General features: G+C 32.1%; 15 protein-coding genes. 9 read left to right on the forward strand and 6 right to left on the reverse strand.

Annotated features, from left to right (window positions below):
• The first annotated feature begins 200 nt into the window (after window positions 1-200).
• Window positions 201-758, forward strand: a complete 558-nt coding sequence (locus SOJ_RS05975; RefSeq protein ID WP_002507195.1) for a DUF3267 domain-containing protein — start codon at window positions 201-203, stop codon at window positions 756-758.
• Window positions 759-964: 206 nt separating this feature from the next.
• Window positions 965-2,035: a DNA polymerase IV gene (gene dinB, locus SOJ_RS05980; RefSeq protein ID WP_002507196.1), complete on the forward strand. Its 1,071-nt coding sequence runs from the start codon at window positions 965-967 to the stop codon at window positions 2,033-2,035.
• A gap of 30 nt (window positions 2,036-2,065) precedes the next feature.
• Here the strand turns inward: dinB and SOJ_RS05985 are convergent, their stop codons facing one another.
• Both SOJ_RS05985 and ftnA read right to left on the reverse strand, forming a co-directional pair.
• A complete protein-coding gene (locus SOJ_RS05985) occupies window positions 2,066-2,620 on the reverse strand; it encodes a 3'-5' exonuclease (RefSeq protein ID WP_002507197.1) in 555 nt (184 codons plus the stop codon).
• 181 nt (window positions 2,621-2,801) lie between these two features.
• Entirely contained in the window at window positions 2,802-3,302 is a 501-nt protein-coding gene (gene ftnA / locus SOJ_RS05990; protein WP_002507198.1) for an H-type ferritin FtnA, read from the reverse strand.
• A 169-nt stretch (window positions 3,303-3,471) separates the two neighbouring features.
• Between ftnA and SOJ_RS05995 the strand changes: the two genes are divergently transcribed.
• Complete coding sequence (locus SOJ_RS05995; RefSeq protein WP_002507199.1) at window positions 3,472-4,791, forward strand: Mur ligase family protein; 1,320 nt, start codon at window positions 3,472-3,474, stop codon at window positions 4,789-4,791.
• A complete protein-coding gene (locus tag SOJ_RS06000; RefSeq protein WP_002507200.1) occupies window positions 4,788-5,507 on the forward strand; it encodes a type 1 glutamine amidotransferase in 720 nt (239 codons plus the stop codon). The genes SOJ_RS05995 and SOJ_RS06000 overlap by 4 nt, the downstream gene beginning before the upstream one ends.
• Before the next feature lie 98 nt (window positions 5,508-5,605).
• Here the strand turns inward: SOJ_RS06000 and SOJ_RS06005 are convergent, their stop codons facing one another.
• Complete coding sequence (locus SOJ_RS06005; RefSeq protein WP_002507201.1) at window positions 5,606-6,592, reverse strand: FUSC family protein; 987 nt, start codon at window positions 6,590-6,592, stop codon at window positions 5,606-5,608.
• Between the two features lie 179 nt (window positions 6,593-6,771).
• On the opposite strand from SOJ_RS06005, the gene map reads away from it, so the two are divergent.
• The 5 genes from map to vraR all read left to right on the forward strand — a co-directional run bounded on the left by map (window position 6,772) and on the right by vraR (window position 10,392).
• Window positions 6,772-7,524 (forward strand): type I methionyl aminopeptidase, encoded by a 753-nt coding sequence (gene map, locus SOJ_RS06010; protein WP_002507202.1) that lies wholly within the window; start codon window positions 6,772-6,774, stop codon window positions 7,522-7,524.
• Between the two features lie 104 nt (window positions 7,525-7,628).
• Window positions 7,629-8,015, forward strand: a complete 387-nt coding sequence (locus SOJ_RS06015; protein WP_002507203.1) for a hypothetical protein — start codon at window positions 7,629-7,631, stop codon at window positions 8,013-8,015.
• A 16-nt stretch (window positions 8,016-8,031) separates the two neighbouring features.
• Window positions 8,032-8,733: a cell wall-active antibiotics response protein VraT gene (gene vraT, locus SOJ_RS06020; protein ID WP_002507204.1), complete on the forward strand. Its 702-nt coding sequence runs from the start codon at window positions 8,032-8,034 to the stop codon at window positions 8,731-8,733.
• The gene (gene vraS, locus SOJ_RS06025; protein ID WP_002507205.1) at window positions 8,730-9,773 is read left to right on the forward strand and encodes a sensor histidine kinase VraS; all 1,044 of its coding nucleotides are present in this window, start codon (window positions 8,730-8,732) and stop codon (window positions 9,771-9,773) included. The genes vraT and vraS overlap by 4 nt, the downstream gene beginning before the upstream one ends.
• Entirely contained in the window at window positions 9,763-10,392 is a 630-nt protein-coding gene (vraR, locus tag SOJ_RS06030; RefSeq protein ID WP_002507206.1) for a response regulator transcription factor VraR, read from the forward strand. Before vraS ends, vraR begins: the two co-directional genes overlap by 11 nt.
• 195 nt (window positions 10,393-10,587) lie before the next feature.
• Here vraR and SOJ_RS06035 read toward each other — a convergent pair whose 3' ends face one another.
• From SOJ_RS06035 to SOJ_RS06045, 3 genes are all read right to left on the reverse strand, one after another.
• Window positions 10,588-11,754: a YihY/virulence factor BrkB family protein gene (locus SOJ_RS06035; protein WP_002507207.1), complete on the reverse strand. Its 1,167-nt coding sequence runs from the start codon at window positions 11,752-11,754 to the stop codon at window positions 10,588-10,590.
• A gap of 230 nt (window positions 11,755-11,984) precedes the next feature.
• Window positions 11,985-12,269 carry a hypothetical protein gene (locus SOJ_RS06040; protein WP_002507208.1) on the reverse strand — a complete coding sequence of 95 codons (285 nt, stop codon included), beginning with the start codon at window positions 12,267-12,269 and terminating at the stop codon, window positions 11,985-11,987.
• A gap of 6 nt (window positions 12,270-12,275) precedes the next feature.
• Window positions 12,276-12,740, reverse strand: coding sequence for a low molecular weight protein-tyrosine-phosphatase (locus SOJ_RS06045; RefSeq protein WP_002507209.1), 465 nt, complete (start codon window positions 12,738-12,740; stop codon window positions 12,276-12,278).
• Window positions 12,741-12,757: the final 17 nt, after the last annotated feature.

Raw genomic sequence — 12,757 nt, forward strand, 5'->3', positions numbered from 1 at the left:
AGGTGATTATACGTGAATATAGGATTTGTGTGAATTTAATTAATAAGTTGTTTACTAATTATTGCAAAATATTGCAGAACAAGTAAGTTTGTTAAAATTCAATTACAAGCAACTAACTTACTTGAAAAGCCCATCATTAGTGGTTACAATCGTTGTATAGTCTAGGTAATAACGATGACGATGACACGGAGGGTTGACACATGTTCAAGATTGATTTGTTCTCTAGCAAGAAAATGTTAGAAGGATTTATACTTTTTCAATTTACAATAGTGATGGTTAGTATATTATTATCTTATAAATTTGCTTATTCATTTACACACATTATAGAACAAAATATTATATTAAATTTAGTATACGGTATATTAGGATTTGCAGTTGTTTATTTCTTACATGAATTTATTCATAATATAATGTTCCGCTTTTTGTCAAAAGGCAACAAACCTACTTTCCGAATCCGCCAAGGTTTAATTACTACCCATATGCCAAATGTATATTTTAAAAAATGGCAATATATCACTATCATGTTAGCTCCCTTAGTCGTTATTACAACAGTGTTGATTATATTATTCTCATTTTTTGCATATTCATCTATGATATTTATTGCGAGTCTTCATATTGGATATTGTGTAATGGACATGTATTTCTTAACAGGCGCACTTAATAACAAAGTGCAATATATTGAAGATACAGAAGAAGGTATTATATTTTATTCAGATAGTCCAGTGCCACAAATTCAGACTCAAAACGAAGTGAAATAATTGAATTTATAAATTTTAAAAACTGAGTTAGTTGTTTACTTACAGAGAGATGCTGATGATTGCGTTTAGCAGTCGTTTGTTCTGATAAGAGATGACTGACTCTTTTTTCGTGTTACTTGAGCAAATTTAAAGAAAATACATATTTTAAAAGGTAAGATTAAACTAATATTATTCATTGTATATAGACGATGAAGGAGGTGAGTGCATTGTCAGAAAGACGTATTATCCATATTGATATGGACTATTTTTTTGCGCAAGTAGAAATGAGAGATAATCCAAAGTTAAAAGGGAAGCCTGTGATTGTAGGTGGAAAAGCAAGCGGTAGGGGCGTAGTTTCAACAGCCTCATATGAAGCTAGAAAATATGGTGTACATTCTGCAATGCCCACTGCACAAGCGCATAAGTTATGCCCAAATGGTTTTTATGTTACTCCAAGATTTGAAGCATATAAAGCAGCTTCAGAAAAGATTATGAAGATATTCAAAAGTTATACTGATGTTGTAGAACCATTATCATTAGATGAAGCGTATTTAGACATTACACATCTAGTTAGAGCAGATTTACCCGCATCAAGTATTGCTCAATATATACGTAAAGATATTTTTGAAGCTACACAACTAACTTCTTCAGCTGGGGTATCTTATAATAAATTTTTAGCTAAATTGGCGAGCGGAATGAACAAGCCGAATGGGTTAACAGTAATTGATTATCGTAATGTACACGAGATATTAATGGGATTAGATATAGGCGATTTCCCTGGCGTGGGTAAAGCCTCTAAACAGAAAATGCACGATAACGCAATATACAATGGTAAAGATTTATACGAACAAAGCGAAAGAGAATTAATAAGACTTTTTGGTAAACGAGGCCATGGGCTATATAACAAAGCGAGAGGTATAGATTATAATCCTGTTAAACCAACAAGAATAAGGAAATCAGTTGGTACAGAGCGTACTTTTGCGACGGATATGAATGATGATGATCAAATATTACAAAAAATATGGGAATTGAGTCATAAAACAGCAGAACGTTTAGCTAAATTACAAAAATCCGGTAAGACAGTTACAGTAAAAATAAAGACGCACAAATTTGAATCATTATCGAAACAGCGAAGCTTAAGAGACTCTGTCAGAGATGAAACGGATATTTATAATATAGCTTATACTTTATATACAGAATTAAAAGATCCAGATGTACCCATTAGACTAGTAGGTGTAACAGTAGGTAATTTAGAAAAAGCATCTTATGAAAACATGACAATTTATGATTATATTTAAAAAGTGAGTTCAAATTTGAAGCTAAGTTTATTAATCTTTATCCTTTAAATCTTTGCCATAAATATTAAGCATACTACTTAAATCATCATAGTGTTTTAAAAGGCGAAATGTGATCATTGCACAAGCTTTTGCATCATTTAATGCATCATGATGACCATGAAAATCTAAATTATAATATTGCATCATATAATTCAAGCCGTAGCGGTGGTTCTCTATTGTTCTTCTTGATAGTTGTAATGAACAGAAGTATTTCATATTTGGCGTATCACTACCTATAGCTTTAATACTTTCATGCAGGACACTCATATCAAAAGCAGCATTATGTGCGACAACTGGTAGGTCGTCAATGAATTGCATCATAAAAGGGTATACTTTTTCAAACGTAGGTGCATCATGGACCTCATTCGGTTGTATACCATGTACAGCAATATTTTGTTGTGAAAAGTAATCGTTTGGATTGACTAATGTGTAAAATGATTCAGTGATTTGGTGATTAACAACTTTGACCATACCGACTGAACAGATACTAGTACGTTTACCATTGGCAGTTTCAAAATCAAGGGCAATAAATGCGTCAGAATTCATTAAGCAAGGTTCCTTTCTCATGTGTGAATATGATATGACTTTATATAAATATGTGCTTAGAGTCAAGTTAATCAGACTTTAACAAGCCAAATTACAAGCATATAATAAACATAAAAACTCATCCCAGATTTATATTGGGATGAGTTTTTTGAGACAATAAACTTAAGTTTTAATATGAAGATTACTCTTCGTCAAATGAACGTGCAGCTAATTCTTTCTCGTATAGGTAAAGTGTATTGCTGTCATCACCGATACGTTTTAGGTAATCAAGGTGTGTCTCAAACATCGCTTCTTCTTCTACTTGTTCATCTAAGAACCAATTCAAGAATGAAATAGTGGCATAATCTTTCGCTTGATTAGCTAGATCTGATAAATTATAAAATCTACGTGTAACATCTTGTTCTTGCGCTAAGCCATCTTGAAATGTTTCCAAGATACTTGAGAAGTCTGATTTTGGCGCAGGAATCGTTGCAAATAAAGCGTGTTCTCCACGATCATTGATATAATCATATATTTTTTTACCATGGAATCTTTCTTCTTTTGCTTGTTGAACATAGAAATTTGCAAAACCTTCGTATGATTCTTTGTCGCAAAAAGCGGCCATTGCCATATACGCATGTGCTGCAAAATATTCATGGTTCATTTGTTCATTTAATGCATTTAACAATTCTTTGTTTAACATAAGTAATAGCCTCCATGTATGTTTTTTTTCAGTATAGCAAATCTATTCTCATTAGTAAATAATAATAATTATAATCTAGGAAAAAGACATGATTATTTCAATTGAGAATTGTTTGGAATACAACTTAATCATGTTATAATATTTGAGTGAAGAGTGAAGGAGGAAGTACATGAGACATTGGACTGCAACCCACTTAGCAAAATTGGCTAAACAAGCAAGTAAAGCTGCTGGGAAAAAGGGCACAGACTTGCCAGGTCAAGTTGCTAGAAAAGTGGATAAAAATATTTTAAGAAAATTAGCATCACAAGTTGATGAAATTGTCTTTATAAGTGGCACAAATGGGAAAACAACCACTTCAAATTTAATTGGTCATACATTAAAAGTAAATGATGTCGACATCATACATAATAATGAAGGCGCAAATATGGCTGCAGGTATTACTTCAGCATTTATTTTGCAAATTAAACAAAGTACAAAAATTGCAGTCATTGAAATTGATGAAGGCTCGATTCCAAGAGTACTCAATGAAGTAACACCAACAATGATGGTGGTTACTAATTTCTTCCGTGATCAGATGGACCGTTTTGGGGAAATAGATATTATGGTAAATAATATTGCAAATGCAATTAATAATAAAGGGATTAAGTTATTGTTAAATGCGGACGATCCATTTGTGAGTAGATTGAAGATAGCTAGTGATACAGTTGTATATTATGGGATGAAAGCACATGCACATGAATTTGAACAAAGTACAATGAACGAGAGTCGCTATTGTCCAAATTGCGGTCGTTTATTACATTATGATTATATTCAGTATAATCAAATTGGGCATTATCATTGTGAATGTGGATTTAAACGCGAAGATACTAAATATGAAGTGTCTGAATTTAATTTAAATCCCTTCATTAATTTAAATGTAGGAACTGCCACATTCAATATGAAAATTGCGGGAGACTTTAATGCTTATAATGCGATTGCAGCTTATACAGTACTAAAAGAATTAGGACTCAATGATGAAGGTATAAAACGTGGATTTGAAACATATACGTCGAATAATGGACGTATGCAGTACTTTAAACAAGACAGTAAAGAAGCAATGATTAACCTTGCCAAAAACCCTGCCGGAATGAATGCTAGCCTTTCTATAGGAGAACAACTAGAAGGTAGTAAAGTTTATGTTTTAGGGTTGAATGATAATGCAGCTGACGGTAGAGATACTTCGTGGATTTATGATGCTGATTTTGAAAAATTAGCCAAACAACAAATCGAAGTAATTATTGTTACAGGGCTACGTGCAGAAGAATTGCAGTTAAGATTAAAATTAGCAGGTGTAGAAGCACCAATCATTTTAGAGAGAGACATATATAAAGCGACAGCAAAAACGATGGACTATAAGGAAAGCTTTACAGTAGCTATTCCTAACTATACTTCTCTAGCACCTATGTTAGAACAATTAAATCACTCTTTTGAGGAGGACAAAGCTAGATGAATGAATTAACTGTTTATCATTTTATGCCTGATAAATTAAATTTATACAGTGATATTGGGAATATTATCGCGCTAAGACAACGTGCAAAAATGCGTGATATTAAATTAAATGTTGTAGATATAAATGAAACAGAGGGTGTTACTTTTGATCAATGTGATATTTTCTTTATTGGTGGCGGTAGTGATAGGGAACAGGCACTAGCTACTAAAGAATTAAGCAAAATCAAAACGACATTAAAAGAAGTAATTGAAGACGGTATGCCTGGTTTGACAATTTGTGGTGGCTATCAATTTCTAGGAAGTAAATATATTACGCCTGATGGTACTGAGCTTGAAGGACTTAATATTTTAGATTTTTATACTGAGTCACAGAAAGACCGTCTCACTGGCGATATTGTAATTGAGAGCGACACATTCGGTACAATTGTTGGTTTTGAAAATCATGGTGGCCGCACATACCATCCATATGGCACATTAGGTAATGTCACACATGGTTATGGTAATAATGATGAAGATGCTAAAGAAGGTATACATTATAAAAACCTATTGGGAACTTATCTACATGGACCAATTCTACCTAAGAACCATGAAGTGACTGATTACTTACTAGAAAAAGCATGTGAACGTAAAGGTATACCATTTACACCTAAGCAGGTAAATAACACTGAAGAAGAAGCTGCCAAACAAGTAATCGTTAATCGTGTAACACAAAAATAGAATAAGCTTAATAAAATAAAGTGGCTGTTAGAAATCCAATTGGAAATCTGACAGCCACTTTTTAAATTTTACTGAATAAGACTTATATACGCTAAGTGTTATGCAAAGCGATGGTCTAATATACGATAGATTAATAGAATTTCATAAATAAGGTGACTTTTTAATTGATTATCATCAAATTCATCTAAGCCCTTAACAGAAGTTTTCAATAATGAAGCAGATTGTTGTTGTCGTTCAAAAGATCCAGTTGTGTATATGTCATTAATACTTTGAGCAATACTTAAGATAGAGATTTTTTCTTCATTCGTAAATTGGATATGCGTGCCTTTAGGTAAATAGACTAAGTTTGATAAATGGGTGATGAACAATCTGTTTGTATGTGTACGTGTTGTTAATGATTTTAAACGTATCCATTCTGAATCATGATGTTTGTGATAGCTCAGTTCATCCTTTTGATAAGAAAGTAATGTCTCAACTTTTTGATTTAAATCTAACAATACATTTAATTGTTGGTAGGGTGCGCCTTTAGTAAATTTGCCTAACAGTAACTGACGCATACGGTGATGAAAAAGCCCGTACATTTTAGACTCTACGTCATTTATTGAAGATTCAAGTTGGTCATAATATTTTGGTGGGAACACAACAAAGTTGACTAAACCTGCAGTAACCAGACCAATAATTGCAGTTAATAATCTTGAGAAAAAGTTAAAGAAATAAGCATCATGTATACCGGGTATCATAGCCATTGCTGTTAATGTTGCAACAGTTGTTCCAGCTTGAAGTTTTAACTTAGTACAAAATATTATTGTAAATGTAGCACTAAAAGCATATGCAAAAGCAGATTCGTCACCAAAAACAAATGTGAAAATAACTGCAAAGAGTGCTCCAATTACTGTAGCTGGCAGTCTACGATATCCTTTTTTTAATGATGCCTTTGCAGTGGGTTCAATTGTGACAATAGCAGTTAAAATTGCGAAAATAGGATTTAAATCTAATGCTAAACAAAAAAAGGCAGTTAAAAAAGTAGCCAACCCCGTTTTAATCGTTCGTGCACCTATAAGTCCTTTATACCAATTGTTGCTCATAAAAAAACTCCTAGTCATGTTATGTATCAAAAGAGAATTAACAGAATTACAGAAAGTAGCCATGTTATTCATATAATCAAAATGTTAAACTATACGTGTTCAAATATTCTAATTTATTATATCAAAAAAAGTCTGCTATAATAAGGAAGAATATAATTTACAAAAAGGAACGGGATAATATGATCGTAAAAACAGAAGAAGAATTAACAGCTTTAAAAGAAATTGGTTATATTTGTGCATTAATTAGAGATACTATGCAAGCAGAAACGAAGCCAGGTATCACAACAAAAGAGTTAGACGATATTGCAAAAGAGTTATTTGAAAAACATGGCGCACTTTCTGCTCCAATCCATGATGAAAAATTTCCTGGACAAACATGTATTAGTATTAATGAAGAAGTAGCGCATGGTATTCCAGGCAAACGTAAAATACGCGAAGGTGATTTAGTGAATATCGATGTTTCAGCATTGAAGAACGGCTATTACGCCGATACAGGCATTTCATTTGTCGTTGGCGAAGCAGACAATCCATTGAAACAAAAAGTCTGTGACGTAGCGTTAGAAGCATTTGATGCGGCTATGACAAGAGTTAAAGTAGGTGGGAAGTTAAGTCAAATCGGTAAAGCAGTCCATGCTACTGCACGAAAAAATGATTTAACAGTTATTAAAAATTTAACAGGTCACGGCGTAGGACAATCACTTCATGAAGCACCAAGCCACGTGATGAACTATTATGATCCCAAGGATAAAACTTTACTTAAAGAGGGCACAGTGATTGCAGTTGAACCGTTTATTTCTTCAAAAGCAACATTTGTGACAGAAGGCAAAAATGAATGGGCATTTGAAACAAAAGATAAAAGTTTTGTTGCTCAAATTGAGCATACTGTCATCGTTACCAAAGATGGACCAGTGTTAACTACTAAAATAGATTAGATAGTGTTTCGGTCTAAAGTCCTAATATAAGATGGTTCCGGAGCCTATACCAATGGTTCCGGATATTTTTTATAATAGAGTCTAATCGATCATGAGGTGATTCTATGAATTATATTACGTCTTATTTAGAAAAAATGACAAAACACACATTTCGCACAAGCATAGTGGAGTACCAACGATTTCTTGATAAAAAATTGAGAAGTGTTGAAATGTATATTAAATACTTAATTGAAAGAAAAGGTAATGTAGGCAGTTTAATTGATAGACTGACATTATCATTAGAAAATAAATATATTGATATGTTGGATAAAGAGTACATTGATTGTGCTGAAGAGATAGAACATAAAGATATTGAGCAAATAAAATGTGAATTAAATGAAATGGAAGCAGACTACGCTCGTATTGAAGCCGATTTATCACAACAAGCAACAGAGAGAGCTAATATTGAAACTGAGTGTGATCTAATCGAACGCATTAGTTTAGTCGCTTGAAGAAAGGTGGCGAAACATGACTCATAAATATATATCGACTGAGATGTTAATTGTTTTTACAACATTATTGATTATTGCCAATTTTTATTATATATTCTTTGAAAAAATTGGTTTCCTACTCGTGTTATTACTTGGCTGTATCTTAGCCTATGTCGGTTATTTGTATTTCCATAAAATACGGGGACTTTTATCATTTTGGATTGGTGCTTTGTTGATTGCATTCACTTTATTATCCAACAAATACACAATTATCATTTTATTTATCTTTTTAATAATGCTAATCATAAGATATATTATTTATAGGTTTAAACCATTTAAAGTAGTCGCTACAGATGAAGCAGTTGAGTCCCCAAACTTCATTAAACAAAAATGGTTTGGAGAGCAACGCACACCAGTATATGTATATAAATGGGAAGACTTACAAGTGCAACATGGCATAGGTGATATTCATATAGATATGTCTAAAGCTGCTAATATTAAAGAAAATAATACTGTAGTGATACGACATATTATAGGTAAAGTACAAATTATTGTACCTTTAAATTATAATATTATTTTAAACTTCACTGCCTTGTATGGGAATGCTTATGTTAATGAAACTTCTTATAAAGTAGAAAATAATAACATTAAAATCGTGGAAGAAACGAAAGAAGAAAACTATGCTGTAAACATTTATGTTTCGACGCTAATTGGCGATATTGAGGTGATTTATAAATGAATCACTACATAAGAGCAATAGGATCCATGTTGATATTAGTTTATAGCACATTTTTTGCTCTGTTTTTTATCGATAAAGTATTTGTAAACATAGTATATTTTCAAGGTATGTTTTATACACAAATTTTTGGAATACCAGTTTTACTATTTTTAAACTTATTAGTTATTTTTCTTTGTATTATTGTAGGATCGGTATTAGCATATAAAATAAATCAACAAAATCACTGGTTACAAGACCAAATAGAACGTTCTATTGAAGGTCAAACAGTAGGTATTAATGATCAAAACATTGAATTATATAATGAAACAATTGAATTGTATCAAACGTTAGTTCCATTAAATCAAGAAGTTCACAAATTACGTATGAAAACGCAAAACTTAACAAATGAATCATATAATATAAATGATGTGAAAGTTAAAAAGATTATAGAAGATGAACGACAAAGGCTTGCACGTGAATTACACGATTCAGTAAGTCAGCAATTATTTGCAGCGAGTATGATGCTTTCAGCTATTAAAGAAACACAGTTAGAAGCACCTTTAGATCAACAAATTCCGATATTAGAAAAAATGGTACAAGATTCTCAGTTAGAGATGAGAGCTTTACTATTACATTTAAGACCTATTGGATTAAAAGACAAATCATTAGGTGAAGGTATTAAAGATTTAGTCGTTGATTTAAAGAAAAAAGTACCTATGAAAGTTGTACATGATATTGAAGAATTTGAAGTACCTAAAGGTATTGAAGATCATTTGTTCAGAATTACGCAAGAAGCTTTATCTAATACTTTGAGACATTCAAAAGGTACCAAAGTAACAGTAGAATTGTTTAATATGGCAGATTACTTATTATTACGCATTCAAGACAATGGTAAAGGGTTCAATGTTGATGATAAGGTAGAACAAAGTTATGGTTTAAAAAACATGAGAGAACGTGCGCTTGAAATTGGTGCAACGTTTCATATTGTTTCTTTACCAGATTCAGGTACAAGAATTGAAGTAAAGGCACCATTAAATAAGGAGGATTCATATGACGATTAAAGTTTTGTTTGTTGATGATCATGAAATGGTTCGAATTGGAATTTCTAGTTACTTATCTACACAGCCAGATATTGATATTGTAGGGGAAGGTCAGTCAGGAAAAGATGCGATTGAAAAGGCTCATCAACTAAATCCAGATTTAATCTTAATGGACTTGCTTATGGACGATATGGATGGTGTCGATGCTACCGAGCAAATTAAAAAAGACTTACCCCATATTAAAGTTGTAATGTTAACAAGTTACATTGAAGATAATGAAGTATATCGTGCTTTAGATTCTGGCGTAGACAGCTATATTTTGAAAACGACTAGTGCTAGTGATATAGCCGAGGCTATTCGTAAAACGTATAAAAATGAGTCTGTATTTGAAGCTGAAGTGCTTGTGAAGATGAGAAATAGAATGAAACAACGTGCCGAATTATATGAAATGTTAACGGAACGAGAAATGGAAATTCTATTACTTATCGCAAAAGGTTACTCAAACCAAGAAATTGCGAGTGCATCACACATAACGATTAAAACAGTAAAAACACATGTAAGTAATATATTAAGTAAATTAGAAGTACAAGATAGAACACAAGCAGTTATTTATGCATTCCAGCATAATTTAATACAGTAATGAATTCTATTTTAAGTATTTCCAAAAGGCTAAAACCGAAACGTAGATGATAGACATTTACGTTTCGGTTTTAGTCTTTTTACGTGCTTTAAGGGCTCTATACTAAACAGGACTGATATAAATTAGAAAGCAAAAATAGCTGATAGACATCATGATTTAGATACCTATCAGCTATTTAGCAAAGTTTATATTAAATTATAATTTTTTGTTGTTTGAGTCTGAAATATTATGATTGGAATCAGTAGCATGTGTGGATTCATTTTCAGCATTGATATCAGCTTCGCTACCAACGTGAGTTGTTTCGTTCTCTTCTATCTCAGCCATTGTATGTTCCTCTGGTGTTTTACCAGCGACTACTTTACGTTGGTGGATAATCGCGTTGATTTCAGCGCCGATAATAATAATAAAGCCTGTAATGTATAACCATAACATTAAAATAATGATACCAGCGATACTACCGTATGTTTTAGAATAGTTAGCAAAATTTGATATATATATACCAAATAAGAATGAGCCACCTAAAAATACAATCGTAGCGAATATTGCACCTGGTATTACAGATTTCATTTTAATTTTAACATTTGGCGCTAACGTATATAAAACCATAAACGCTATGAAAATAATGATTAATGGTAATACCACACGTACTAAATTAAAAATCCATTTAATTTGATCACCTAAACCAAGTGTGCCAAATAAAAGCGAACCGATTTGTTCTCCAAAGGTAGGTAATATCAGCGCGATAGGTAAGACGATAATCATAGCAAGTGTAAATAACACACTAAATAATTTAGAAACAATAAAGTTTCTACTATCTTCAACGTCATATGCGACGTTGAAAGAGTTCATAATTGCTGTCATACCGTTTGAAGCAGACCAAAGTGCTAAAATCAAACCTACAGATAATATACTGCCACTAGCATTACTCATAATATCACCAATGATTGATGATACTTGTCCTGCATAATCTGGTGGGACGTGCTCTTTAATCATATCTCTAATCGTTGATTGTTCAACACCTATTACAGGTACTATTGATAATAAGAATAGGAGCATAGGGAACAGTGACAACATGAAGTAATAGGATAATTGTGCAGATAAACCGGATGCATCATCTTTACCTATTCTATAAATAAGATAAGAGAAAAAATTAGGGTTTTTTGTATATTTTGCTGGTTTATTGATACGTGATACAAAGAATTCTTGATTGTCTTTCTTAGGTGATTTTGATTTGAATTCATTAGGCGTGATATACGTACGATCACGCCCGATTTGTTCATCTTTTGATTTCTTAGACTTCTTATCTTCATCCTTTTTAGTTGAGTTTAGAAACTTTGAAGTTGTTTTCTCTTTTTTAGACATATCAAATCTCCTTATGTATTGATATTTTCAGTATATTGTTTAATATACTTTAAAAGTTAAAGAAGGTAAATAACTGTTTATATTCTTTTTTAAAAATTGTTTTTAGATTTTTAAAATATCGCACATTACAAGTTATATACAAAAGACAATACCTAAACATGTAATATTAGGTATTGCCTTAATTTAATTATTTAAACATGTGGAATCAAAAATACTATACTATAAACAAATTAATTGTTTAAGCGATTGTTTTTACGCTCAACGAATGTATTTTTCGCATCTTTTAAAGAACGTTCTAATTCTGGATTATTACGGCGAATTTCTTCTACCACATCTTTCCAATATACTATCTCGTCTTTTACGTTGTTGATCGCTGAAGGTTTTTGAGAACGATTGCCTTCTTTTCTATCTTTAATTGATTGTTTTAATGATTGGCGAGTTGATTTGTCAGCCAATGTTGCTGCGCCTCCAATTACGGCACCTAATAGAATTCCTGGAATTAATTTATTTTGCATGATGTTTTACCCCTCTCTTAGATTTGCATCTTTAACTATAAAATCAATTAAGTTATCACAAGATGATTGTACCATTTTATAAACACCTTCGAAATTATTTGTATAATAAGGATCAGGTACGTCAGTCTCATTCATATCACTAAAGTCTAATAGTTTATACAATTGTCCATTAATGTTTGAATTGATCTGTTTAATATTCTCTACATTACTTTGATCCATTGCAATGATATAATCAAAGTCATCATCAGCTTTAAATAGTTCACTGATCATGTTATCAAAGGGTATATCATTTTTAGTGAGAATATCTTGCGTACCCTCATGAGGTGGCTGACCTAAGTTCCATTCACCTGTACCTCTAGAGGTTACGTTTAAACCTGTTATCTTTCGATCTAGTAATCTTTGTCGCATAATAGCTTCTGCCATTGGTGAGCGACAAATATTGCCTAAACAAACGAATGCTACTGAAATCATGTGACTACCTCCAAATT

Origin of the sequence: Staphylococcus sp. OJ82 (genome assembly GCF_000294465.1) — a bacterium.
Taxonomy (GTDB): Bacteria; Bacillota; Bacilli; order Staphylococcales; family Staphylococcaceae; genus Staphylococcus; species Staphylococcus equorum.

Excerpts from the sequence above, each read along its gene's own strand:
- SOJ_RS05975 (WP_002507195.1), top strand. The coding sequence starts at position 201 with ATGTTCAAGATTGATTTGTTCTCTAGCAAGAAAATGTTAGAAGGATTT.
- SOJ_RS06045 (WP_002507209.1), bottom strand. The coding sequence starts at position 12,740 with ATGATTTCAGTAGCATTCGTTTGTTTAGGCAATATTTGTCGCTCACCA.
- vraR (WP_002507206.1), top strand. The coding sequence starts at position 9,763 with ATGACGATTAAAGTTTTGTTTGTTGATGATCATGAAATGGTTCGAATT.
- SOJ_RS06035 (WP_002507207.1), bottom strand. The coding sequence starts at position 11,754 with ATGTCTAAAAAAGAGAAAACAACTTCAAAGTTTCTAAACTCAACTAAA.
- SOJ_RS06005 (WP_002507201.1), bottom strand. The coding sequence starts at position 6,592 with ATGAGCAACAATTGGTATAAAGGACTTATAGGTGCACGAACGATTAAA.
- SOJ_RS06000 (WP_002507200.1), top strand. The coding sequence starts at position 4,788 with ATGAATGAATTAACTGTTTATCATTTTATGCCTGATAAATTAAATTTA.
- SOJ_RS05985 (WP_002507197.1), bottom strand. The coding sequence starts at position 2,620 with ATGAATTCTGACGCATTTATTGCCCTTGATTTTGAAACTGCCAATGGT.
- SOJ_RS05995 (WP_002507199.1), top strand. The coding sequence starts at position 3,472 with ATGAGACATTGGACTGCAACCCACTTAGCAAAATTGGCTAAACAAGCA.
- SOJ_RS06015 (WP_002507203.1), top strand. The coding sequence starts at position 7,629 with ATGAATTATATTACGTCTTATTTAGAAAAAATGACAAAACACACATTT.
- map (WP_002507202.1), top strand. The coding sequence starts at position 6,772 with ATGATCGTAAAAACAGAAGAAGAATTAACAGCTTTAAAAGAAATTGGT.
- SOJ_RS06040 (WP_002507208.1), bottom strand. The coding sequence starts at position 12,269 with ATGCAAAATAAATTAATTCCAGGAATTCTATTAGGTGCCGTAATTGGA.
- vraT (WP_002507204.1), top strand. The coding sequence starts at position 8,032 with ATGACTCATAAATATATATCGACTGAGATGTTAATTGTTTTTACAACA.
- ftnA (WP_002507198.1), bottom strand. The coding sequence starts at position 3,302 with ATGTTAAACAAAGAATTGTTAAATGCATTAAATGAACAAATGAACCAT.
- vraS (WP_002507205.1), top strand. The coding sequence starts at position 8,730 with ATGAATCACTACATAAGAGCAATAGGATCCATGTTGATATTAGTTTAT.